Origin of the sequence: Candidatus Protochlamydia sp. R18 (assembly GCF_000648255.1) — a bacterium.
GTDB lineage: Bacteria > Chlamydiota > Chlamydiia > Chlamydiales > Parachlamydiaceae > Protochlamydia > Protochlamydia amoebophila.
In genome coordinates, this window is the sequence record NZ_BASL01000749.1 from 53,721 (window position 1) to 75,522 (window position 21,802).

The 21,802-nt window shown below is 34.2% G+C and carries 23 protein-coding genes and 2 tRNA genes; 13 read left to right on the plus strand and 12 right to left on the minus strand.

Going from position 1 to position 21,802, the window contains the following annotated elements:
• Positions 1–175 precede the first annotated feature (175 nt).
• The 6 genes from TY19_RS27160 to TY19_RS27185 all read left to right on the plus strand — a co-directional run bounded on the left by TY19_RS27160 (position 176) and on the right by TY19_RS27185 (position 6,839).
• Entirely contained in the window at positions 176–613 is a 438-nt protein-coding gene (locus tag TY19_RS27160; RefSeq protein WP_042282026.1) for a hypothetical protein, read from the plus strand.
• A 177-nt stretch (positions 614–790) separates the two neighbouring features.
• Positions 791–1,843 carry a DNA polymerase IV gene (gene dinB / locus TY19_RS27165; protein WP_042282028.1) on the plus strand — a complete coding sequence of 351 codons (1,053 nt, stop codon included), beginning with the start codon at positions 791–793 and terminating at the stop codon, positions 1,841–1,843.
• A 754-nt stretch (positions 1,844–2,597) separates the two neighbouring features.
• On the plus strand, positions 2,598–2,819 hold the full coding sequence (locus TY19_RS27170; RefSeq protein WP_052354893.1) for a methionine adenosyltransferase domain-containing protein: 222 nt from the start codon (positions 2,598–2,600) through the stop codon (positions 2,817–2,819).
• Between the two features lies 1 nt (position 2,820).
• Complete coding sequence (locus tag TY19_RS27175; protein ID WP_052354894.1) at positions 2,821–3,117, plus strand: methionine adenosyltransferase domain-containing protein; 297 nt, start codon at positions 2,821–2,823, stop codon at positions 3,115–3,117.
• Between the two features lie 74 nt (positions 3,118–3,191).
• Positions 3,192–5,390, plus strand: coding sequence for an F-box protein (locus tag TY19_RS27180; RefSeq protein ID WP_042282030.1), 2,199 nt, complete (start codon positions 3,192–3,194; stop codon positions 5,388–5,390).
• A 51-nt stretch (positions 5,391–5,441) separates the two neighbouring features.
• The gene (locus TY19_RS27185) at positions 5,442–6,839 is read left to right on the plus strand and encodes an NFACT RNA binding domain-containing protein (protein WP_042282033.1); all 1,398 of its coding nucleotides are present in this window, start codon (positions 5,442–5,444) and stop codon (positions 6,837–6,839) included.
• Positions 6,840–6,859: 20 nt separating this feature from the next.
• Here the strand turns inward: TY19_RS27185 and TY19_RS27190 are convergent, their stop codons facing one another.
• Complete coding sequence (locus TY19_RS27190; protein WP_042282034.1) at positions 6,860–7,615, minus strand: hypothetical protein; 756 nt, start codon at positions 7,613–7,615, stop codon at positions 6,860–6,862.
• A gap of 191 nt (positions 7,616–7,806) precedes the next feature.
• On the opposite strand from TY19_RS27190, the gene TY19_RS27195 reads away from it, so the two are divergent.
• Both TY19_RS27195 and TY19_RS27200 read left to right on the plus strand, forming a co-directional pair.
• A complete protein-coding gene (locus tag TY19_RS27195) occupies positions 7,807–8,616 on the plus strand; it encodes a response regulator transcription factor (protein ID WP_226988510.1) in 810 nt (269 codons plus the stop codon).
• Positions 8,617–9,423: 807 nt separating this feature from the next.
• The gene (locus TY19_RS27200) at positions 9,424–10,515 is read left to right on the plus strand and encodes a Fic family protein (RefSeq protein WP_193354040.1); all 1,092 of its coding nucleotides are present in this window, start codon (positions 9,424–9,426) and stop codon (positions 10,513–10,515) included.
• A gap of 70 nt (positions 10,516–10,585) precedes the next feature.
• On the opposite strand, the gene TY19_RS27205 is transcribed toward TY19_RS27200, so the two are convergent.
• The 5 genes from TY19_RS27205 to TY19_RS27225 form a co-directional block, all read right to left on the minus strand.
• On the minus strand, positions 10,586–10,858 hold the full coding sequence (locus TY19_RS27205) for a hypothetical protein (protein WP_042282038.1): 273 nt from the start codon (positions 10,856–10,858) through the stop codon (positions 10,586–10,588).
• A 26-nt stretch (positions 10,859–10,884) separates the two neighbouring features.
• A complete protein-coding gene (locus tag TY19_RS27210; protein ID WP_042282039.1) occupies positions 10,885–11,091 on the minus strand; it encodes a hypothetical protein in 207 nt (68 codons plus the stop codon).
• A complete protein-coding gene (locus TY19_RS27215) occupies positions 11,088–11,372 on the minus strand; it encodes a hypothetical protein (RefSeq protein WP_042282040.1) in 285 nt (94 codons plus the stop codon). The genes TY19_RS27210 and TY19_RS27215 overlap by 4 nt, the downstream gene beginning before the upstream one ends.
• A 13-nt stretch (positions 11,373–11,385) precedes the next feature.
• Positions 11,386–11,709, minus strand: a complete 324-nt coding sequence (locus tag TY19_RS27220; RefSeq protein ID WP_148300664.1) for a hypothetical protein — start codon at positions 11,707–11,709, stop codon at positions 11,386–11,388.
• Positions 11,710–12,243: 534 nt separating this feature from the next.
• Entirely contained in the window at positions 12,244–12,435 is a 192-nt protein-coding gene (locus TY19_RS27225; protein WP_042282043.1) for a hypothetical protein, read from the minus strand.
• Positions 12,436–12,480: 45 nt separating this feature from the next.
• On the opposite strand from TY19_RS27225, the gene TY19_RS27230 reads away from it, so the two are divergent.
• Positions 12,481–12,681, plus strand: a complete 201-nt coding sequence (locus tag TY19_RS27230) for a hypothetical protein (protein ID WP_042282046.1) — start codon at positions 12,481–12,483, stop codon at positions 12,679–12,681.
• Between the two features lie 72 nt (positions 12,682–12,753).
• Here TY19_RS27230 and TY19_RS27235 read toward each other — a convergent pair.
• Both TY19_RS27235 and dnaB read right to left on the minus strand, forming a co-directional pair.
• A tRNA-Ser gene (locus TY19_RS27235) sits at positions 12,754–12,841 on the minus strand.
• A gap of 68 nt (positions 12,842–12,909) precedes the next feature.
• The gene (gene dnaB, locus TY19_RS27240) at positions 12,910–14,361 is read right to left on the minus strand and encodes a replicative DNA helicase (protein WP_042282048.1); all 1,452 of its coding nucleotides are present in this window, start codon (positions 14,359–14,361) and stop codon (positions 12,910–12,912) included.
• A gap of 260 nt (positions 14,362–14,621) precedes the next feature.
• Here dnaB and TY19_RS27245 point away from each other — a divergent pair, with 260 nt between their 5' ends.
• From TY19_RS27245 to TY19_RS27255, 3 genes are all read left to right on the plus strand, one after another.
• On the plus strand, positions 14,622–15,866 hold the full coding sequence (locus TY19_RS27245) for an NAD(P)/FAD-dependent oxidoreductase (RefSeq protein ID WP_042282050.1): 1,245 nt from the start codon (positions 14,622–14,624) through the stop codon (positions 15,864–15,866).
• Between the two features lie 704 nt (positions 15,867–16,570).
• Positions 16,571–16,924 carry a hypothetical protein gene (locus tag TY19_RS27250; protein ID WP_052354895.1) on the plus strand — a complete coding sequence of 118 codons (354 nt, stop codon included), beginning with the start codon at positions 16,571–16,573 and terminating at the stop codon, positions 16,922–16,924.
• 160 nt (positions 16,925–17,084) lie between these two features.
• Positions 17,085–17,172, plus strand: a tRNA-Ser gene (locus tag TY19_RS27255).
• Between the two features lie 2 nt (positions 17,173–17,174).
• On the opposite strand, the gene TY19_RS27260 is transcribed toward TY19_RS27255, so the two are convergent.
• The 4 genes from TY19_RS27260 to TY19_RS27275 form a co-directional block, all read right to left on the minus strand.
• On the minus strand, positions 17,175–18,074 hold the full coding sequence (locus TY19_RS27260; protein ID WP_042282052.1) for a metal ABC transporter permease: 900 nt from the start codon (positions 18,072–18,074) through the stop codon (positions 17,175–17,177).
• Between the two features lie 19 nt (positions 18,075–18,093).
• The gene (locus TY19_RS27265; protein WP_042282053.1) at positions 18,094–18,831 is read right to left on the minus strand and encodes a metal ABC transporter ATP-binding protein; all 738 of its coding nucleotides are present in this window, start codon (positions 18,829–18,831) and stop codon (positions 18,094–18,096) included.
• Positions 18,832–18,840: 9 nt separating this feature from the next.
• Entirely contained in the window at positions 18,841–19,698 is an 858-nt protein-coding gene (locus TY19_RS27270) for a metal ABC transporter solute-binding protein, Zn/Mn family (RefSeq protein ID WP_042282055.1), read from the minus strand.
• 259 nt (positions 19,699–19,957) lie between these two features.
• Positions 19,958–20,404: an Hsp20/alpha crystallin family protein gene (locus TY19_RS27275; protein ID WP_042282057.1), complete on the minus strand. Its 447-nt coding sequence runs from the start codon at positions 20,402–20,404 to the stop codon at positions 19,958–19,960.
• 309 nt (positions 20,405–20,713) lie between these two features.
• Between TY19_RS27275 and TY19_RS27280 the strand changes: the two genes are divergently transcribed.
• Positions 20,714–21,784, plus strand: a complete 1,071-nt coding sequence (locus tag TY19_RS27280; protein ID WP_042282060.1) for an LOG family protein — start codon at positions 20,714–20,716, stop codon at positions 21,782–21,784.
• Positions 21,785–21,802: the final 18 nt, after the last annotated feature.

Below are 21,802 nucleotides of genomic sequence, written 5' to 3' on the forward strand. Positions count from 1 at the left end.
CTACCTGACAAATTTGTGAGACGGTTAAATTTCCCTATACAAAGTGATTAGATATCTTGTAAAAGAAGGTATGGATAAGCTGAATTGGAAATTTTCCTGCTGAAAGTTGAAATTTTTGCTTTTGTAAATCAAAAGAGAAACTCTAATTGAAGGTAGGATATTCTAGGAGGAACGTATGGTATTTTTACAAAGATTAGGAACGTTTATTTTTTGCTTTAGCAGTTACTTTCTCTTCTCTTTATCTGCAGAAACGCAATCGCAAAAAATTGATGATGAAAAATGGGAAGAAAAAAGAGAAGAATGGTGGCAGCAACAAAAACGAGATCAAGAAAAAAAAGAAGAGATTAAACGCGTGCAAAAACAAGTTGATGAAGCACGGCAGGAAGATCAAAGAATTCAAGAAAAGATGGATGAGTTACATCGTGAAGAGTTAAAAGTACAAGCCAACGTGGATGCTTCTCAACGTCAACAAAAACGCGTTCAACAAAGAAGGGATGCTGCAAATCGACAACAACAACGAGTCGTCAATCAAATGTTTCAAAATAAGCAATTAGACGACCGTCTTTATGAGCAAAGACGAGAAGATAGAAGGCGTGCAGATTCTAAAAGATAAGAAAAACACATCTTTTTTAACGCTTTAGCAAAGCTAAAAAACGAGTTTCCTATTTTCAGAGTCTATCGATAGATAATTTGCTTTCTGCTATCTTGTCTATATGCTGCCGTTATCCCTAAATAATAAGTGATAAAATATTCAGATTAAACTTCTTAGCAATTTATTATTCTTTTATTTATGGCACTTCGAAAAATCATTCACATAGATATGGATGCTTTCTATGCTTCTGTTGAAATGCGAGATGATCCTTCATTAGTTTTAAAGCCAATCGCGGTAGGGGGTGATCCAGATAAACGAGGAGTTATTGCAACAGCCAATTATTTAGCTCGTAAATTTGGAGTACGCTCTGCTATGCCCTCTTGGAAAGCTAAACAGCTTTGTCCAGATCTAATTATTTTATTTCCTGATTTTGATAAATATAAACGAGAAAGTAAAGCTATTCATGAGATTTTTCATCTATTTACAGATTTGATAGAACCTCTTTCTTTAGACGAAGCTTTTTTAGATGTGACAGATGTAGATGCCTTAAGAGGCAGTGCAACGTGGATCGCGCAAGAGATTCGGCAATTAATTTGGAAGGAAAGAGGATTAACCGCGTCTGCTGGAGTAGCTCCTAATAAATTTTTAGCTAAAGTGGCAAGTGATTGGCATAAACCAAATGGTCAGTTTGTGTTAACACCTAAAGAAGTTGATGCTTTTATGGTCCATCTTCCTGTTGAGAAGATTTTTGGAATTGGCCATGTCATGGCAAAAAAATTACACAGTTTAGGATTAATGAATTGCGGGGATTTACAGACACTTGACATGACAACTTTGCAAAAACTTTTTGGAAACCGTGCTTGGAATCTTTATGAGCTATGCCGAGGAATTGATCATCGTTTTGTCATATCAGATCGTATTCGAAAGTCATTAAGTGTAGAGTCCACATTTTTGGAAGATTTAAATAATTTGGAGCTTTGTTATCAAGAGATTCCAAATTTGATAGAGAAGTTGATGATTCGATATGAGAAAATTTCTAATCAATATTATAAAAAAAAACCTTTTATCAAGATCAAGTTTGCAGATTTTACAACTACTACGGTCGAAAATACTTTTTTTAAAACATTTGATTTAGAAACTTATCAAACGTTAATTCGAATAGGATGGGAAAGAAAAAAAGCGCCTGTTCGACTTCTGGGACTCGGAATGAGTTTAAGTCTTGAAGAAGAGATTCAATTAACACTTTTTTAATGGCTATTTTAAAGAGTTATCGTATAGATCATTTCTTTCTTTAATTTAAAAAATTTGCCTTAAAAGCCATCAAAGAGGATAAAAAGGGGGAGGGGAGTATTTTTATCCTGAAAACTTTAAATTAAAAAAATGAAAAATCAGACAATTAAAAACTCGTAGGCAAAGGTTTAGTCATATCTCACTTTCTTTTTACTTCTGTATCCGTTGCGATTGAACATCCTGAAAATGGCAGATCAAATTTCAGTTGCCATTTAGATGCTTGTTAATGATCGATCAGAATGCTCAAGTGACCTGTGTAATACTTGTTTGCCGAGGGATGGTTTTTAGTGTGGGGGAGATCACCATTTGATTATTAAAAAATTGCTCGTAGACTCAGACAATCAAAGAAATTGGTTATGAAAATCCCGAGTTAGGATTCGATTATCAATCTTGTGGCGTAATAACCTCTCTCAGTAAGCAATCCCAAGATATTGCCCAGGTCGCGTTAATGAAGCATTTGGTTCTTTTCTTACCAGGAACAAGGGGCCGGGAAATCAGAGGATTATGTATGGCTATGCTCTTGTAAGTAAACTGTGCATGAAGAGACAAAAGAGAAAGCTAAAATATTTATGACCAGATGCCAAATCTCAAGTGACTCTTGAATATGATCAAAATCATTAACCGATTCGAATTCATATCATTGTTATTTCAACCCGACATTTTGAGGAAGTTAGACAAGAGGAGCTAATTTTAGATATAAAGCAACTCATTCGAGATGTTGTACCCTCTTATCTCATCGATGAAAATACTCTTTTTTATTAATTCAACAGGTCGTTTCGTGATAGGAGGGTCCGCAAGTAATCGTGATTTAACAGGTCGAAAAATTGTTGTAGATACTTATAAAAGAAGGGGAAGGTATGGTGGTGGCGCATTTTCGAGAAAAGTTTCCTTTAAAGTCGATCGTTCCGCTTGTTATGCTGCGCGTTATATAGAGTAAAATGATTGTGGCTGCTAAATTGGCTCGACGTTGTGAAGTGCAGTTATCCTATGCCATTGAAATTCTTTACCCTATCTCGATAAAAGTAGATACTTTTGGTACGGGAACTGTCAGTGAAGCAGAGTTGAATCGCATTATTCCTCTAATTTTCGACTTGACTACAAAAGGAGTTATTCAAATGCTTAATTTAAAGCGTCCCATTTATCGTCAAAAAGCTTACGAAGGTCATTTTGATCGTGAAGGATCTGACTTTACCTGGGAAAATAGATCGTGTTGCTTCCTTATTAAACAAAATTAATTAAAAATAATTAATTTTATTTTTAAATTTAAATGTAATAATTTTTTTTAATTTAATTAGAAAAGGGAAAAATTATGTGTTCAGTGACTTCAATCTCTGAGTATGCTCAGGAAATTCATCTTGCTCTTCCTTATAATCAGCCACGAATTCAAGAGTTATTAGAAACTAGTTATTCTGAAATTTTAGCTAAATTTTATGAAATTTTTACTCGGTTCCCTAAAAAGTTTTCCGAATTAACCGATTTGTACGAAGAAAATAATGAACGTGTTATCTTAATTAAAAAAAGACAAGTTTTGTCTGTTCCTGAAGAAAAATTATATCGCGCGCTTAAAAAGCTAGTTTCAATCTCAATAAGGACAACTATCCCCTTGGGGGAAATTTCTCAACCTAGTCTGTTTAATTCTCTAAAAACTATAAAAGACAGCGAATCACAAAATGAAGGAGAACTTAAGCTAAATGTTTTGCCAGTAGAGATATTAGAACAAATTTTTTCTTATGAAAAAACATGGAATAAACTCGGTCAAATTGGCTTAGTTTGTAAAAAATTTCATAGTATAGTCACAGAGCCCTTATTTTTAAGAAAATTTTTTAATCAGTACCCCCATCAATTTTCAACGATTCGAACCAATAGCTTGAGCCGCCGTTTACTTGATTGGACAAATTACCTTCCTTCCTCTTTTTTTCCTCGACAAAACAATCTCTCTGATGGCGATTTGCAAAGTCTAGCAAGACATACGGTAAAGCTTGAAAATTTAGCGTTGAACGGGGGAACTTATACTCCAAAAGGACTTGCAAATTTACTTCAACAGTCACCCAATTTGCAAACATTAGAATTTTATCATCATCCCTCACTGTCCTTTGATGATTATATTGCTATTATTTGTTTATATGCCCCACAAATCAAAAATTTGAAAATCATCGATTGTCACATTTCCGACCTGTCTTTACTTGAGCTTGCACTTTCAGAAATTAAATTAATTCATTTTGAATGTTGGGATAGCTCAGGGAAAGGGTCTTTGACTGATTACGGACTATATCCTTTAATGAAAAAAAAAAGTTGTCTAGAAAAATTATCCCTCACAGGTTTTCCTCTGGTTACTCAAGAGTCTCTTTTTACCCTTACAAGTCACATCAAAACTTTAAATTTTACTAATTGCGGTGCTGTTAATCATCGGTTATTAGATGCTATTGCAAGTCGCTTAACCCAATTAGAAGAATTGGAGTTAGGGTTTCTTCCTTGTTCTAACCGCTCTAGCGATACTCAACGCATGCAACAAGCTTTCTCGAATGTTGCTCAAAACTGTCAACAATTAAAAAAAATTAAAATTAGCGATTGTTTTTTTTTAAATGATGAAACAATAAAAGAAACCTTAAACAAATGGCTTAATCTTCAGCATCTTGAACTTTATCGAAGCATTCCTATGACAAAAACTTTTTTGGCGCAATTAAAGTCTTTAAAAAATTTAAAAGTTTTTAAATTTGAAAATCCATATCATTCGCCAGGCGAATTTTCAATCGAACCCCATGATTTTAAATGTTTAGAGACATTAAAATTAACAAATTGCCTAATCGATGAAAAAGAGTTAATTGCTTTTCTCAAAGCTAAAAGCTCTTCAGAAGCATCATCTTTAAAACGTTTATGCTTATTTAATACAGGATATATTAGTCAGCAACTATTAGAAGCCTTAGGAGACTATTGCCCAAAATTAAAAGTCGTCGAGCTTGAACAGGACAAATTAATGGCTAAACACGCCATAATTAATGATGAGGGGATTCAAAAATTAACCAAACGTTGTCGTTTTCTTAAAACCTTACATATCAAATCTCCTAATCCTTCTTGGAATTTTACGGATCAATCTTTGATGTATCTCAGTGCTTGCTCAAAGTTAGAACAATTAACTCTCAGTCACTTGCATTCAATCTCTAATAATAACGATAATATCCGGATTTTTCATCTCCATTGTCTGCATTTGAATCATTTAGGAATTCCTTTTCATCAACTGGAAGAGCCTCATCTTACAAATTTATTAGAAAGATATAGTGAGCAGTTACTCTCATTAGATATTCAAGCAATGCCCAACTTAAGAAAAAAATTAAAATGGAAGTTTTCCCATCTCCGCTCACTTACAACAGACTATCAAAATTTAACCATAGCGACCATCTCTTTTCTTCAATTATCAGCTCCCTCACTACAACTGATTAATATCAAAAATCAAGAAGGTTTTATGCAACACCACCCATTTTCTGCGTATTTGAATCAACTAAATAATTAACGTTATTTATCCACGTTGACGAAAACTTAATATTTCTTGGATAATAAAAACATGAATCTACCTGTTTTTAGTGCGCTGCAGATCACTGCTTTACTTTCTGAGATACGTCAACAATTGATTGGACTTTCTTATTTTATTTGTCATTCCCATAAAACAACCCAATTTTTTCTTCAATTTAAAAAGGAAAATAACGTCAAAACCCTTTTTTTAAGTTTTCAGACCCCTTTGATATGCTTTTATTTAACAGAACAAAAAATTTTTCCTCTTGCAAACTTGATGGAAAATTCTTGGCAACATTATTTATCAGAGGCAATTCTGGTAGAGATTGAACAATTAAATCAAGATCGTATTTTGAAATTTGGCTTTAGAAAAAATCAAAGCCAATTTTCCCTTATATGCGAGTTTTTTACGAAACATCCTAATTATCACCTTTTAGATGGACAGGGAAAAATTTTATATTCTCTTTATCCTGTATCAAAAAAATTTTATCAATTACCCTTTCTTTCTCCTTTACAGGTACAGCCTTCTGTCGTTTTAAAAGATTCTAAACAGCTAGAAGAAATTTATAAAAGAGCTGAACAGGAATGGTTTTTTCAACGAGAAAAGTTGGCGTTGGAAAAAGATTTAAGAAAGGGCATAAAAAAACTTCAAAAAAAACGAGAAAACTTATTAAAAGCAGAAAGAGAGTGCCTTGATTGGGAAACCATTCAACATGAAGGAGAACTTTTAAAGTCTTCTTTCTCTCAACTTAAAAAAGGAATGTCTCAATTAACGCTTTGGGATTGGTTAAAAAACCAAGAAGTATGTTTAAAGCTTGATCCAGAGCTCCTTCCTAGTGAACAACTCAAATATCGCTTTAAAAAAGCTAAAAAACTTCGAATAGGTTTACCACATTTAGAAAAACAACTTCTCTACGTCGATCAAGATTTACTTACGCAAGTCGATCAATTAAATAGGCTGCAAAAAACGACCAGGATTGAAGAATTAAGTTCTTTCAAATCTAAAAAATTAGTTCTTCGAAAAGCTGCAGAACAATTACAAAAAAAACAACTACCTTATAGAGAATTTTTATCAAGCACTAATACCACAATTTGGGTAGGAAAAAATGATAAGGGCAATGATCGGATGACATTTGCCCTGGCTAAAGGTTCTGATTGGTGGTTACATACACAAGATGTTCCTGGATCACACATTGTGATTCGGACTAAAAAAGGTCAAGATCCAGATGAAGAAACTTTAGCCGATGCCATGCAACTAGCACTTTATAACAGTAAAGCCAAAATTAGGCAAGAAGCAGAAATTTGCATGACTCAACGAAAGTTTCTTTCACGAATGGGAAAAAATCAGCTTGGAAAAGTACAAATCTCAAAACATCGATCTGTTTGGATTCGCTTTGATTTAGAGCGTTACCAAGCCATTCTAAAAAGACAAAAGTTGCCAAATAATTGATTTTTTATCTTTTGAATAACTTAATTTTGCATGATATTATGAAGAATTGTTTTTTTCTCAATCGTTAAAAAAACACGAATCCATGATAACTGTTTTTCTTGAGAGATAAAAACCCGATTTAAATAATCTAACGACTCATAAGAACTTCCTGGATAAAACTGATAGCGGTAACCTTTATCAATAAGAACTAATGAGCTTGCGCATTGTGCTAAAATATCCTCTCTTGTGTTTTTGATAAATAGATTTTTATCGGGAAATAAGTGTATAAAAGTGTTGGAATAGGCAGATTCCGCGTCTTTTAATAAAAGCTCATGAAAAGTTGAGTCATTTTCAGCTAGAGATTCTATTACTTTTAAGAAAGAAGCAAAATTTTTATTTTGGGAAATATAAGAATGACCATAAACGACATTGCAGTTTTCAAAATAAGATTGATATCGATTGCGAAGAGCGTGAGCTTTGATTAAACACTCCTCCTGGGCTTTCTGTAGATCGTTTTGAAATCGGAGGCTCATTGTATTAATATGTGCGCGATCGGAAAGTAAAACAGTAATTTTGCCTTTTACATGATTTCTGATAGTGGAGACAAAAGCATTCATTTTTAAATCGCCACTAATTTTTTCATGAAATGAAGAATGGGTGCTAATGAGAATAATTACCGGTTTTTCGGTTTCCAACCAATGAGTTTCTTCAGTCTTAAAAGCTAACTTTCCTTTAATAATTTCTTTTTGATTTGAAAGAATAGCTGTAAAATTCTTTCTCCATGTATATTTATTCATCTGGCAATTTTCATTAATTAATAATTCGCTAATTTTCAGCAGAAAATTAATTTTTTAAAAGAGCGTTAAATACTCTAAAATAAAGTAAAAAATACTATTTGGTCTATCTCCGCTAAAACTGAAAAATGACGTTTCATAAGTGCCCAAATCATAAGATTAAAATTATTAATAAAAATTTAAATTTTTAAAAAATGAAACCATTTCAAGAAATGTTAAGAAAAGTCTCTTCTTCTCCCTATTATAATCAAATGATAAAAACGGTCATGCCTTTACATAGCTTTGGGATTAACCATTTTTGGTATTATAAAATTACTTTTTCAGGTGATTATTCTTATTTAGGAACACATTCAGCATGGAATGAATTTTGTTTTGATAATAATATGCTAAGTTATTTTTCTTGTTTACGTCATCCTGATTATTTGCAAAAAGGGATTAATTTAATGAAAACAAATGTTGATAAAAACTATAAAAAAGTTTTAGACATTGCTTGGAACGATTTTCAAATTAATTTTAACATTAATCTAATTTATAACACAACTGAAGGGGTGGAAGCGTATGGATTTGCTACTCGCTTTAATGATCCTTATGCTGAGCAAAGATTATTAAACGAGTTACCAGCTTTACGCTTTTTTATTAAAAAATTTAGGAAAGAAAATAAAAAAATTTTTGACCTAATAGATGATCATCCAGTTAACCTTTCTAAACAATTTGGTTCACTATTCTATGAACAGCCTACAATACCGGTTGTTCCTAATAAGAAAGAAGAATTTATGAAGAAAATGGGTTTCAATGAAATTTTTTCACTAACTCCTCGAGAAAGCGATCTCGTTAAATTTCTATCAAATGGTTATCCGGCTCATTATATCGCTACAAAGCTTGAATTATCTAAACGAACCGTAGAGAATTATATCGTGACAATAAAATGCAAGCTAGGTTGCACTTCTAAAGTTGAACTTATTCAAAAAGCTCAGGAAATTATATCAACAGGCTATTTTGATTAGATGCATATTAATTTTAACTTATCGTCCTTAAAGGGGGAGCACTAGTAATTTCTCAATATTCATCTGTTCCAGCAATCGAATCTCTATTTTTTTCTATTTATTTGAGTTTCTCAGCTTTTAGAGTATGATGTCGATGTTGTTTGATAAATCTATAAAGACGATGAATATTAAATTCAATTGAAGCTCTTCACAGATCAGCCTTCAATTTCTTTGGGTACCTACATCAAACTTGATAAAGTTGAAAAATTCCTGTTAGTTAAGCGAAAAAAATTACTGCATATCAACGGCCTTAAATTACCTTTCATAAGTTTCTGTTACTCAGAAAGGAAAACATGTAGCTTGGACTAAGATATGAGCCGTATTTCAGACTTATTGCTTAATCTAAAGCGTTATACTAAGCTAAAACTAGCGTTACAAAAAAGATTAATGGTGTATTGGATAAAATAGAATCGTCTAGATGCCAGTTATTTTACTTGGAGCTTATTCACATTTTTCATAAAAAGGCTGAATATGCTACAAAAAAAATGGCCAGTATACCTAAAAGGCTTTTTTACTTGATTAAATTTTTTGTAAAATTAGTTTTTGCAAAGAAAAGTGAATTGTAAACAATATTTGCTTAAAGAGATCGGGAAACATGGGACAGTCTTCGAACTTTTCAATGGCGTGAATTTGATGTTACTCTAAAGGAACTACTTCCATTTGCTGCTTGAGTTCTAAATATTGTCTTATGATAAAGGGCACCTTGCTTTTTCTGCATTTTATCTGCATAATACAGGCATCATCTAATGCAGATAAAGAGCCATTATTATGCTGATAAAGTTTGAACCAAATTATACCATTTCATCAAAAATCATGAATTGTCTGATTCGCATTGAAGCAGCCAAGCAAAAAATATTGCATTTACCCTTAACGCCAACAGTCCTTAGTTCTTTGAGAGAAACAGCACGCCTTTATACCACTCATTATTCCACAATGATTGAAGGAAATAGGCTGGATCCAGATCAAGTAGAAGAAGTTTTAAAGCACCAAGGTCACTTTCCTGGACGTGAACGCGATGAACATGAGATAAAAGGCTACTATGCTGCATTAACTCAATTAGAAAAATGGGCAGCACAAGGTGTAAGCATTGCAGAAAAAATGATCCAGATACTTCATGCACTTGTGATGGCCAATGGCAAAGGAAATGCCAAACCAACTGCATATAGAGATGGTCAGAATGTTATTCGAGATGGTAGAACAAAAGCAATTGTCTATATGCCTCCTGAGGCTAAAGACGTAAAAAGCTTGATGACAGGTATGGTAAATTGGATTAATAAAAATACTGACTTGCCTTGTCCTATTATTGCAGGAATTGCCCACTATCAGTTTGCAACCATTCACCCCTATTATGATGGGAATGGTAGAACAGCTAGATTACTTACCACTTTAATTTTACATTTAGGGGGATATGATCTAAAAGGACTTTATTCTTTAGAAGAATACTATGCTCGGAATCTAGGTGCTTACTACGAAGCAATTAGCATTGGAGAATCTCATAATTACTATATGGGACGTGCTGAAGCAGATATTACAAAATGGGTGGAATATTTTGTAGAAGGAATGGCTGTTGCATTTGAAAATGTTTTAAAACGCATGGATGAAGCCAAAACTCAAGGCTCACCCGATCAAAGTGCTCTTATTAGAAAACTTGATCCCAAACAACGCAAGGTACTTGAATTATTCCAAGAATTTGAAACAATTACTAGTCGGCAAATCGGTGAACTATTTGGATTTAAACCACGTACAAGTGCGGTCCTTTGTGCAAGTTGGGTTGAAAGTGGCTTCTTAACTATGGTTGATTCATCAAATAAAGGACGAAAATATAAGTTATCTGTTGGTTATCAGAAGCTAATCAATTAGATGGATAGGGGAAATTTTTCCCCTATATTGAATTATGAAATGAACGCTTGAGTTATTTTTAGCGTAAAAATTAGGTGATCATCTCATTAACAGGAAAGGTGAAATAAGGGCCATAAAAGCATCCAGTTTTCTGTAAAGCAGCTTGCTCTACTGTTAAGCGAAGCATTCGTTGCTTATTAAGTTCTTCTTCATTCTTCTGATAAGTTTCGATTTTAATATTCAATTCATCGATTAATATTTGTTGTTGCTCAGTTGGAAGTGCATGGACAATTTTCGCCATTTCAGCATAATGGCGGCCATTTTCAAAATAGAATCTTGCTACCCAAAAGTTTGTAAATTCCATATCTATTATATAGACTCCATCTTCAGCTATAATGACATTCCCCAATGGATATCGCTAAAACCTGTTGCTTCGAAAAGACGAAGTAATTCAGAAACTTCTTCAGAAGTTATTTTTCTATTTGATCCTCGAATTCGTTCTGCATAAACAGTCATACCACCTATGGAAGCTTCGATATCGAGACCTGCACTTGTACGAAGCTTTATGTTCGTATTGTCGTCATCAATTACGATCATTTTTTGGGCACTTTAACATGTCTTAAACTAAGCTCACGTGCTTTTCTTTCAATGTAATCCCTTCCTAGAATGCGATCAATGTCTTCTCCTTTTTCTACGTAATTTTCTGAAGAGAGATGATTAAATTCTGTTTGTGTTAGAAGAAGCTTCTGAGAGCGCAAGCCTGTTAAAAAAGTTTGCAAGCATTCGTGCATTTCAAGAGTATCCGTATTGCAACCGAAAATCGATGGTCCTTCCCTCATGAGTAATTCTTCATTTCTACCAAAGCCCAATACTTTCATGGTTCGTACGAATTTATACGATTTGTTGATCTTCTCTGGATAAACTTCTCAATTCCTGTAGAATTACTTCACTTTCTGAAAATACTACTTTCTTAAAAAGAAGCTCTCGAGGAAATAGAGGGATTTTTTGTGCTTCCATAGCATTAAACAATATGGTTGCTCCCTTCTGTTTTCCCGTTAGAAGAGCACGAACAAAAGCAATTTCTGCCCCTTCTGCTCTTTGAATTAAAGTAGGGTCTATAGCGAGTAAATTTTGTAAAATTTTCGCATTTCCTGAATAGCGATCAAGAAGTGTTTCCTTGGTTTCTGGATGCTGTCGATGTAAATTTACAACCAATCCCTTCTCTTGAATTATCTTTAATAGAATTTGTAAAGGGTAGGTTTTTAAAAAGAAAATTGCATTTGTTTTAAATAGAAAGTTGATAAATTCTTCACAATTAATAGGACTTGATAATATCTCTTGAAGAAACTTTTCATGAACATCAGTTTTCTTTTTCAATATTTCAGTAAGTGTTGGAGTGAATTCTTCTTTTACCTGAATGTATTCGAAACTATAATCACCAGAACCTGGTTTTTTATTTATAACTATGAGTCGTTTTTCTCCTTCTATATCAGCATAAATTAAGCCACGGTCTAGACTATAACTATTTACTAAAGTATCTGGAAGCCGATATGTGTTTGTTTCCTTTTCCGTATGCGTTCCTTTATGCCAGCGAAAATCGTCAACTCTTCCTGTTTCTATTACACCATCTGGATAAATTCTTCGTCCTTCCCAATAAGTCCACCGATCTCCACCTTCACTTTCTCTTAAAGATTGAACTTCTTCAATGACCCCATTGTTATACTTACGAATAGTGAGATTTTTTTGAGTCTATTCTGTTTTCTTAGGCACAATATAAACGAAGTCTTTCCATCGAGTTTCAATAACATCAGCAACGCTTTTTAATTCTTCTATAAATTTAATTGCTTGTGTTCTTTCCGATCCATAAGAAGGAATGTCGTTGCGGAGTTTGACGTGTTTATCCAAAACTAACTGGCCGGTTTCTTGCGCTTTTAGGCGCATTTCTTCTTTAGAGGAAATAGGAGGAAGTTTTTTTCTGAGACTTTAATGGCAAATGGATGGAAAGCCTCTTTTAGAGGTGAGGTTGGAATAATCTCTTGCCGCACTCGTTCTATAGGTTGTGCAGTTATTGTTACTGTCAAAATTTCCCTGAATTTAGCTCAACGTGCAAGAAAACTCTATGAAAGTTCGAAAGTAGAAAAAAAACGGCAAAATCTTAATTTCTTATTTTCGAAATTAGAAATGTAGGCCAAAAAGTTGATCATAACACTGCGTGAGACGTTTGATAGGCTTATAGCAGTGTCAGATCATCCCAATTGTCGGAGGAGGTGGGATTCGAACCCACGGTACGTGTTTAACGTACACACGCTTTCCAAGCGTGCTCCTTAAGCCACTCGGACACCCCTCCAAAGAAGCGAAAAGATTAAAATAAGATGATTTATGATGCAAGCTTTTATCAGTTAGTTTTTCTTTTCATTAAGATGAGGGGGAAAAATGACTGAATGCTTGCTCAGTTTCTGAATCAATTTGAGAAGGATCGTAGCGAACAGGAGAGTAATTTGCAAATTGTGCAAATTCTTTTCGAAAGGTTAAATTGACACTACCTACACTTCCATGTCTATTTTTAGCGACAATCAACTCGGCCATTCCTGGTTTGTCGTTAGGATCGTAGTATTCGCGTCTTAAGAGAAACATCACAATATCAGAATCTTGCTCGATACTTCCACTTTCTCGTAAGTCACTCATCATGGGGCGGTGTCCAGGACGTTCTTCCACTTTTCTTGATAATTGAGACAAACAAATAATAGGGATGTTCAATTCGCGTGCTAAGTTTTTGAGCATACGGGAAATTTCTGAAATTTCGTTTTGTCGATTCTCTGAGGTGCGATTAGAACCCGATCCCGAAAGCAGTTGAAGGTAATCAATAATCAGAAGCCCAATACCGTGACTTTCTTTCATTCTTCGGGCACGAGCTCTTAAGTCGGTAATTTTTAAACCTGCTTGATCATCAATGATCATCACATGGTTTTGCATGTCATTGACGCAGCTAACAATGCGTTGAAATTCCACTCCATCCAAAGCACCCGTTTTAATTTTATCGGATTGGACTTCTGCTTGTGAACAAACAATGCGATGAACTAATTGTTCAGCTGACATTTCTAAGGAGAAAATACCGACAGGAATTTTATTTTTAAAACACACATTTTCTGCAATATTGATGGCAAAAGAAGTTTTTCCCATTGCTGGGCGGGCGGCTAAAATCATTAAATTTGAGTTATTTAAACCATTAATCATTTTATCTAAATCAATAAAATGAGAGGGGATTCCACTAATTCCCGAATCTTCTGGCCCTCGTTGAGCGTACCTCTCTTGTTTTTCTTGTAATTCTTTTAAATAAGGAAGTCCCGATTCAGATTTTAATCCGGAAAAAATATCTTGAAGAATGAGTCCTGATGTAGGATTAGAGGTTTGGCCAATTTGAAAAAAAAGTTGTTGAGCTTCATCTAAAGCAACTTGAACATCTTGTGATTCTTCTAAAGCACTTTTTTCAATTATCTGAGCAGCATGAATCATGCGTCGGAGAATCGATTTATTTTTGACAAGTTCAACATACTCTTCAATAAAAGCCGACGTTCCGGCATATTGAGCTAAAGTAGCTAAATAAGAAACACCACCGACAGCACTTAGTTTTTCTACACGTTTGAGTTCCTCGGCAACAAGATGGATATCGGCCGGTTTATCTTTTTTATAAGCAGTTTTAAGGATTTGAAAAATGATTTTGTGTTCATTAAAATAAAAGTCAGAGTCATCGAGAGCATCAGATGCAATATTCAGACTATTGATGCTTGTCAGCATGCAGCCAATAACCATCATTTCTGATTCTTTAGAGTGTGGAGCAATTTTAACTTTAACGTTAGCTTCTGTCATGGCAATTTTTAATGTTAATCTTTAAAATAAATAGGTATGAGCAGAAATTTCTTTCATCTATGATGACAAGAAGTTTCTTTTCTGAAAGTTAATTTTTGTTTACACATATTGAAAGGATAAAACTTTAAAATTAGCAATGGCTATTTTCTTCGGCTTAATCTTTTCAAATACTACTTTTGGATAAAAAAATTCCAAGCTTAGGTGGTTATCACCATAAATCATTCCGTATCTAAAGTCTATTTGAAAAAAAGGTTAGATAAATGCGTAAAATAATTGTTGTAGGGGGAGGATTTGGAGGATTGAATACTGTCCGATCTCTCAAAAATGCCCAGGTAGAAATCTTATTAATTGATCGAACTAATCACCACGTTTTTCAACCTTTGTTATATCAAGTAGCGACGGCAGCATTATCTGTTGAAAATATTACCACCCCTCTAAGAGAAATTTTAAAAAATCAGTCCAATGTCAGAGTTTTGATGGCTGAAATTGAGAAAATTAATCTCGAAAACCAATACATACAAGCCGTTGACGGACAACAATTCTATTATGATGATTTAATTCTTGCTCCTGGGGCAAGGCATACCTATTTTGGGCATGATAACTGGGAAAATTTTGCACCAGGGTTAAAGACAGTGGCAGATGCTTTTCGTATTCGAGAAAAGATGTTAATGGCATTCGAAAAAGCAGAGAGATGTGAAAATCGAGAAGCTGTTCAATCTTCTTTAAGCTTTGTAATCATAGGAGCGGGGCCAACAGGTGTTGAAATGGCCGGATCGATGGCGGAATTTGCTCACCGCACCCTATTCAAAAATTTTCGATCTATTAATCCCACCAATTCTAAAATTTATTTGATAGAAGAAGGCCAACAAATTCTTCCAAGTTTTCCTGGAGAATTAGCAAATCGAGCTTTAGAAGATTTAAAGCAATTAGGTGTAGAAGTACTTTTAAATACTTTTGTGACTCAAGTCACAGATCAAGGTGTTTATATGAATGAAAAATTTTTACCTGCTTTTACAGTTGTTTGGGCTGCGGGAAATAAAGCTTCTCCGCTTGTTAAAAGTTTAGGGGTTCCTTTAGATAAACAATCAAGAGTAAAGGTTCAGCCAGATTTAACGATTCCTGGATTTACAAATGTATTTGTCATCGGAGATGCTGCTGCTGTAGTGTCTTCTAAAAATGAGTTTTTACCTGGAATAGCGCCTGTTGCAATTCAACAAGGACATTATGTAGCAAACTTAATCAAAAAAAATATATTACCTTCAAATCGAAAGCCATTTTTATATTGGGATAAAGGAATGATTGCAACTATTGGGCGGGGAAGAGCTGTAGCTATCTTAGGTAATTTTAAATTTTCTGGTTTTCTAGCTTGGTTGATTTGGTGTTTTATTCATATTCTTTATTTGGTCAGTTTTGGCCATCGTCTACTCGTGATGATACAATGGATTTTTCTGTATTTATTTAACAGACGACAAGCCAGAGTTATCATTCGACCTATTCAAGAGTAAAGACTATCTTCATACAATGTAAGCAAACTCATACTTTTGACAGAACTATCCTTAATTAATTCGCAGTCATAATTATAAAAGAATTCTGAAAGTTCTTCGCCTTTCTATATGCCTTTTAAAGCAACTATGGGTTGTTCATTAATTTGTTAGTTTCCATCAGGTCAGGTACTATCTTACAAACTAGAAATTGATGAGTGGTAAAAAAATGAGAATTATCAAATAAAACAAACTATTTTGCATCGACAATATAATTAATTGTTTTAAGTAAATTATAACGGATAAAAATGCTTCCCGTTTTATGAAAACTATTGATAAATTTTTATTTAAGTATGGTTAATAACTTAATAGATTTCCGGGAAATATTGCTAGATGTTTTGTCCTTTTGAATAATTTCCTCAACAAAATTTCTCATCCCTGCAATTTTACTAGATCTAACGTTGTTTTTATTAATAGCATACCTCCCTTACTCCTAAAAAAGTTAATATTTCTAGTAAAAATTTAAATATTTTTACACAAAAACTGATTACTATTTCATTTAATGAATACATTTTTTTGATAAATTAAATTAAAATATGAAAAATATTTTATAATTATAATATTGATATATTAATTAGGTTAATTTAGATGAAAATTAAATAAAATAATTTGGCATGATTATTGCAAAATAGTGAGATAGTCCATTAAAAAATATAAAAGGGGGCCTTATGTACCGCACCTTAAAATTGAGAGTCTGTGGATTAATTTTTCTAACTTTATTTCTTCTACCTTTTAATTTTGTAAATGCAAAAGGAGGACATGGACACGGAGAAGGACATCATCATAGTAGCGGTCATGGTGGGTATCATGGAAAAAAACATCATGGAGGTCATCATCATGATCACCAGAGTAGACATTGGCATAATGGCTATTATGGATATGGTTTAGGAGGTTTTGGCTTGGGATATGGCTTAGGGTATCATGAAAGTAGTTATTATTATTCTTCACCTTCTTACTATTATTCCTATCCTTCAAATAACGATACAAGTTCTAATTTCTATTTTAAAGTTCCTTTAAAGTAAGAAAAATTTTTTCTTAACCCACTAATTTTTAAACCCCAATCATAGGTTGGGGTTTTATGTTTGTAGGTCAAAAATTTCTTTTCTCTTAATCATTTTGGAAACAATACTTGCATAAAAACCAGATGGGTATTAGGATAGTCGTTTTCGTAATAGAAAATTTGGAAAGATGGCTGAGCGGCCGAAAGCACGTCCCTGCTAAGGACGCATACCCCTAAAGGGTATCGAGGGTTCAAATCCCTCTCTTTCCGTATCAGGGACTTTGGATTTTATGTTCAAAGTCCTTTTTTTTTGCCCTCAGTAAAGGTAGGTGTAGGTGTTTGCGAAGCTGAAAAAAAGTTAAACTAAAGATATAAGCAATTCCTGCAATCAAAGCAATCGTCGCTCCTGTGGGCCAATCAAAGTAATAAGCAACGCTATTTCCTGTTAAACAAAATAAGCTACTGAAAAAAATTGCCAATAACATCATTTTTGAAAGGCTAGACGTAAGTAAGTTGGCAATCGTTGCGGGGATCGTCAGCATTGTCATCACCAAAACAATTCCTACAACTTGAATAAGCAAAACAATTGAGATAGCAATTAAAATCAGGAGTAATAAGTAAAGACCATTAACAGGAAGCCCTTGTAAGCGAGCTTGTTCTTCATCAAAACAAATTGCTAAAAATCGCTTGTGGAGACACAAAACAAGCAAAATCGTGCAAATATCCAATCCCCAAAGAATATAAAGATCTGTCTGGGAAACCCATAAAATGTTGCCAATCAAAAAATTAGTCAGCTCTACATTGAAGCCAGGGGTTTGAGAAATAAACAGAATGCCAATAGCCATTCCAATTGACCAAATGGCGGCAATCACAGAATCTTCTCTTTGTCTATAGTATAAATGAATCCAGCCTAGGATCAATGCCGATAAAACAGCGGCAGTTAACGCTCCAAGTAAAGGAGAAGCCCAATGGATCCCTTGAGTCCTTTCTAACCAAATACACAGACCAATCCCACTTAAGACTGAATGTGAAATACTTCCCGCAATGAACACAATTCTCTTTACAATAACATAAGAGCCGATAATGCCACTGACAATTGAGGCAGCAAATCCTGCTAATAAGGCTGAGAAGAGTAAAGAATGGGTCATGATGGCTTCAAAAAATGTTGGCATAGTCACCTTAATTTGAAAATCAGAAAAAAGTAGGTGTTTGTTTGGTTGGGATAAGAGGAGTATGATAAAGTCCCACTGCGAAATGTTCGCAAACCTCTTCAGGCTGTAAAGAAAAAACATGTCTTTGAATACAAAGTAACCTTTCAACTTGCTCAATCGCTGCTTGTAAATCGTGTGTGACCATCAAAATTGTCATAGAGCCTTTCAATTCTTTTAATAATGCATAAATATCAGCTTCTGCACGGCTGTCAACACTAGCTGTAGGCTCATCTAAAAGTAGCAAACGGGGTTTGGAAACAAGAGCTCTTGCAATTAAAACTCTTTGTGCTTGTCCTCCAGAAAGAGTGCCGAAAGATTCTCGGCTGAATTCTTTTAATCCAACCTTTTCAAGAGCTTCATAAGCCGCCAATTTAGCCTTTTTGGAAAAGTGCCCATACCAAGGAAGTTGGGATAGAAGCCCAGATAAAACGACTTCGAAAACTGAAATGGGAAATTCTCTATCAAATCGAATTGACTGAGGGACGTAAGCAAGTTGTTGGAAACTTTGTGCAATAGGGTTTTTACCAAATACTTCAATTTTACCGTTTTCTGGTTTTAAAAAACCCATAATTAATTTTAAAAGGGTCGTTTTGCCCCCACCATTTGGTCCTATAATGCCAATGAATTCTCCAGGATTTACTTCGAAGGAAATATCAGAAAGAATAGTAGAATTATCGTAGCAAAATGTGAGGTGATCAACTTTAATCATTGGCAACATAAATAGGTATTATTCTCCGGCAAAAGCATGAGCGATTTCAAGCATACTTTTAAAATATAGTTTAGAATAAGGATCTAATAGCCTGATTTTTGCACCTATTTCTCCAGCTACAAGCTGAGCAGCTTTATTATTATATTGGGGCTGTACAAAAATTGTCCGTATATTGTGTTCTTTAGCCCAAATTAAAAGCTTAGTCATTTGTTGAGGAGTTGGATCTTTCCCTTCTAGCTCCACAGAATATTGTTGAAGATGATAATCTCTACAAAAATATCCGTACGCGGGGTGAGAAACAAGAACTGAATGGATGGAAGATGTTTTAAAAAGTTCTAGGATTGTTTGATCAAGTTCTTGAAGCTCTTGCTGAAATATCTTCAAATTTCTGACATATAATTTTTTATATTCAGGAAAAGCTTCAATTAATGCATCAGCAATTGTTTTTGCTTGAATTTGAGCTAGTCGAGCACTCAACCAAAAATGGAGATCTTCAGATCCCGAACAGCAATGACATTGAGTATGTTTATCCTGATGAATGAGATCGAGCCCTTGGCGCAAATCGACAATTTTAAGGTTTGGATTATGACTAGTTAACGATTGAATAGCTCTTTGTTCAAAAGATTCGCCGATGCGAAACCAAAGCTTTCCTTGACAAGCTCCTAGCATCTGTTTAGGTGACGGTTCATAAGTATGAGCGCTGGCTCCTGCAGGGACCATTAATTGAACATGAACTGTATCGTTCGCAATTTTTTCCACAAAAAATTGGTGGGGAGCGACGCTTACTAAAACAGTTGGAATAGCGGTAAGGGAGGGAAGGGTAAATAGAAAAATAGTAATGATTGTTAAAATGACAAAAAATGGGCGCCATCCCATAATAGGTAATCCTTTAAGAAAGGGTTTTTGTAAGAAATAGAGTTATCGCTTCTAAAAATTTGGATATTAATTATATGTCTGAGGAAATGCCAATTTTTAATCAAGAGTAGTCAGGCTTATGGATAGAAAATTTTGTTGCTTACAATTGTCATTTCAACAATGACTATATCATTTCTTCAATACTCAGTGTAGAATTTTTCATCCATTACCTAGATTCTCGTCTTTCAAAACAAGAATCTAGTTGAGCGATGAATTTGTTTTACACGGTCTTTTGTTCGCTACTATCTGAGAGTGCAATTTTTCGTGCTTGTAAACGGGGATTTTTTTTAAAAGTGATGGTTAATACTCCGTCTTTGAAGCAGGCTTGTTCTGTGCTTTCTTCGACTTGAGTAGGAATATCTATTTGATAAAAATAAGAAGTTTTGGACCGTTTATAAAATTTGCGATCTTTATAAACTTCTTCTTGTTTTTTTTCCCCTTTGATCCAAACTGTATTTTGATAAAAAGAAATGTCTATTTCGTCAGACTTGAGACCCGGTAAATGAGCTTCTACATAAACATTAGAATCATCTTCTGAAATGCTAATTCCAGAATCGGCCTCCCATCCCATCCAACGATTCATTTTATCTTCCATTTCATCCCACAGATTAGGTAAAGAAGAGGGGAGACGAAAAAGAGAGCGGCGAGGTTGAACATCACGATCCATAAGACTACCTCCAAATAAATTTTAATCATTATTAAAATCTTCCTAAGAAATAACCCAAAGTATCAAATATTAAAAATAAATAAGAAAATGGATTCACTAGGCACCCATCATCATAACAATTCTAAGAAATAATCCAAAGTACCAAATATTAAAAATAAATGAGAAAATGAATTCATTAGGCGTCGAGTTAATAGCCGTTATTGAAATTTACCTCTAAAAAAATTCACGAATGAGCATATAAGTAAATTTCATTAAGTATCTATTGTTGATGCTCTCGAAGTTTGTTGATTATAATTAAAGGGTTCTTTAATGGAAAATGTAGACAAAGAGTTGCTTAAAGGCGATTTATTAATTAATAGTGAAGAAAATTTGCTTCAAGAAAAGCTACAACAAAAAATTCAGGAGTTAATAGAATTTATTGGAGCAGACCCTGAATCATTTCAATCAGTATTAATAGCACAAATTATTGCAACAAGTTTAAGGATGGGTCAAGAAGGGTTTGCACTGGGCCAACTTAAATTAATGACGCGTGCTTTTAAAGAGATGCGGTATGCTTATCGTGTATTTAATAAATATCCAGTAAATAAACGAATTAGTATTTTTGGTTCGTCTAGAACGCCTGAATCCCATCCCGATTATCAAGCTGCTAAATTTTTTGGAGCAGCTATGGCTAACCTTAACTGGGTTTGTATTACTGGAGCTGCTGATGGAATCATGAGAGCTGGACTGGAAGGAGCAGAAAAAGAATCCCGCTTTGGTTTATCTATTCGTCTACCTTTTGAGTCTCCTTCCAATTCACTTTTAGCCGGAGATCCAAAATTAATTAACTTCCGTTATTTCTTTACCCGGAAATTAATGTTTTTGAGTCATTCGGACGCTATAGCTGCTTTTCCAGGGGGAGTTGGTACCCAGGATGAATTATTTGAAGTGTTGACTTTAATGCAAACTGGAAAAGCTAATATTCTACCCGTTGTTCTTATAGAAGGAGAAAATGGATCCTACTGGCGAGCCTGGCAAGATTACCTATGTCAAAATTTGTTAGCTAATGGATGGATCGGTCCGGAGGATTTAAATTTATTTTATCTTTCTTCATCGGTGAATGATGCTGTTGCCCATATTCAGCAATTTTATCGTCGCTATCACTCAAGTCGTTATGTCAAAGATGTTTTAGTCATTCGTTTATTGAGTACACTCACAGATCAGCAGGTAGAGCAATTAAATCAAGAATTTTCCTCACTTTTAAAAGAGGGAAAAATGTATCTTACCAAACCTCTCCAAGAAGAAACAGATCATTTGGAGCTACCCAGGCTCGCTTTTGAGCATAATAGAAGATATTTTGGTCTCCTTCGTTTACTTATTGATAAAATTAATAGCTTTTAAGGTTGACTTGGAAAAATT

Excerpts from the sequence above, each read along its gene's own strand:
- TY19_RS27215 (WP_042282040.1), bottom strand. The coding sequence starts at position 11,372 with ATGAAAGTATTGGGCTTTGGTAGAAATGAAGAATTACTCATGAGGGAA.
- dnaB (WP_042282048.1), bottom strand. The coding sequence starts at position 14,361 with ATGACAGAAGCTAACGTTAAAGTTAAAATTGCTCCACACTCTAAAGAA.
- TY19_RS27265 (WP_042282053.1), bottom strand. The coding sequence starts at position 18,831 with ATGTTGCCAATGATTAAAGTTGATCACCTCACATTTTGCTACGATAAT.
- TY19_RS27245 (WP_042282050.1), top strand. The coding sequence starts at position 14,622 with ATGCGTAAAATAATTGTTGTAGGGGGAGGATTTGGAGGATTGAATACT.
- TY19_RS27225 (WP_042282043.1), bottom strand. The coding sequence starts at position 12,435 with ATGCGCCTAAAAGCGCAAGAAACCGGCCAGTTAGTTTTGGATAAACAC.
- TY19_RS27275 (WP_042282057.1), bottom strand. The coding sequence starts at position 20,404 with ATGGATCGTGATGTTCAACCTCGCCGCTCTCTTTTTCGTCTCCCCTCT.
- TY19_RS27200 (WP_193354040.1), top strand. The coding sequence starts at position 9,424 with ATGCTGATAAAGTTTGAACCAAATTATACCATTTCATCAAAAATCATG.
- TY19_RS27250 (WP_052354895.1), top strand. The coding sequence starts at position 16,571 with ATGTACCGCACCTTAAAATTGAGAGTCTGTGGATTAATTTTTCTAACT.
- TY19_RS27175 (WP_052354894.1), top strand. The coding sequence starts at position 2,821 with ATGATTGTGGCTGCTAAATTGGCTCGACGTTGTGAAGTGCAGTTATCC.
- TY19_RS27280 (WP_042282060.1), top strand. The coding sequence starts at position 20,714 with ATGGAAAATGTAGACAAAGAGTTGCTTAAAGGCGATTTATTAATTAAT.
- TY19_RS27260 (WP_042282052.1), bottom strand. The coding sequence starts at position 18,074 with ATGCCAACATTTTTTGAAGCCATCATGACCCATTCTTTACTCTTCTCA.
- TY19_RS27160 (WP_042282026.1), top strand. The coding sequence starts at position 176 with ATGGTATTTTTACAAAGATTAGGAACGTTTATTTTTTGCTTTAGCAGT.
- dinB (WP_042282028.1), top strand. The coding sequence starts at position 791 with ATGGCACTTCGAAAAATCATTCACATAGATATGGATGCTTTCTATGCT.
- TY19_RS27190 (WP_042282034.1), bottom strand. The coding sequence starts at position 7,615 with ATGAATAAATATACATGGAGAAAGAATTTTACAGCTATTCTTTCAAAT.
- TY19_RS27210 (WP_042282039.1), bottom strand. The coding sequence starts at position 11,091 with ATGATCGTAATTGATGACGACAATACGAACATAAAGCTTCGTACAAGT.
- TY19_RS27185 (WP_042282033.1), top strand. The coding sequence starts at position 5,442 with ATGAATCTACCTGTTTTTAGTGCGCTGCAGATCACTGCTTTACTTTCT.
- TY19_RS27170 (WP_052354893.1), top strand. The coding sequence starts at position 2,598 with ATGTTGTACCCTCTTATCTCATCGATGAAAATACTCTTTTTTATTAAT.
- TY19_RS27270 (WP_042282055.1), bottom strand. The coding sequence starts at position 19,698 with ATGGGATGGCGCCCATTTTTTGTCATTTTAACAATCATTACTATTTTT.
- TY19_RS27195 (WP_226988510.1), top strand. The coding sequence starts at position 7,807 with ATGAAACCATTTCAAGAAATGTTAAGAAAAGTCTCTTCTTCTCCCTAT.
- TY19_RS27230 (WP_042282046.1), top strand. The coding sequence starts at position 12,481 with ATGGCAAATGGATGGAAAGCCTCTTTTAGAGGTGAGGTTGGAATAATC.
- TY19_RS27205 (WP_042282038.1), bottom strand. The coding sequence starts at position 10,858 with ATGGAATTTACAAACTTTTGGGTAGCAAGATTCTATTTTGAAAATGGC.
- TY19_RS27180 (WP_042282030.1), top strand. The coding sequence starts at position 3,192 with ATGTGTTCAGTGACTTCAATCTCTGAGTATGCTCAGGAAATTCATCTT.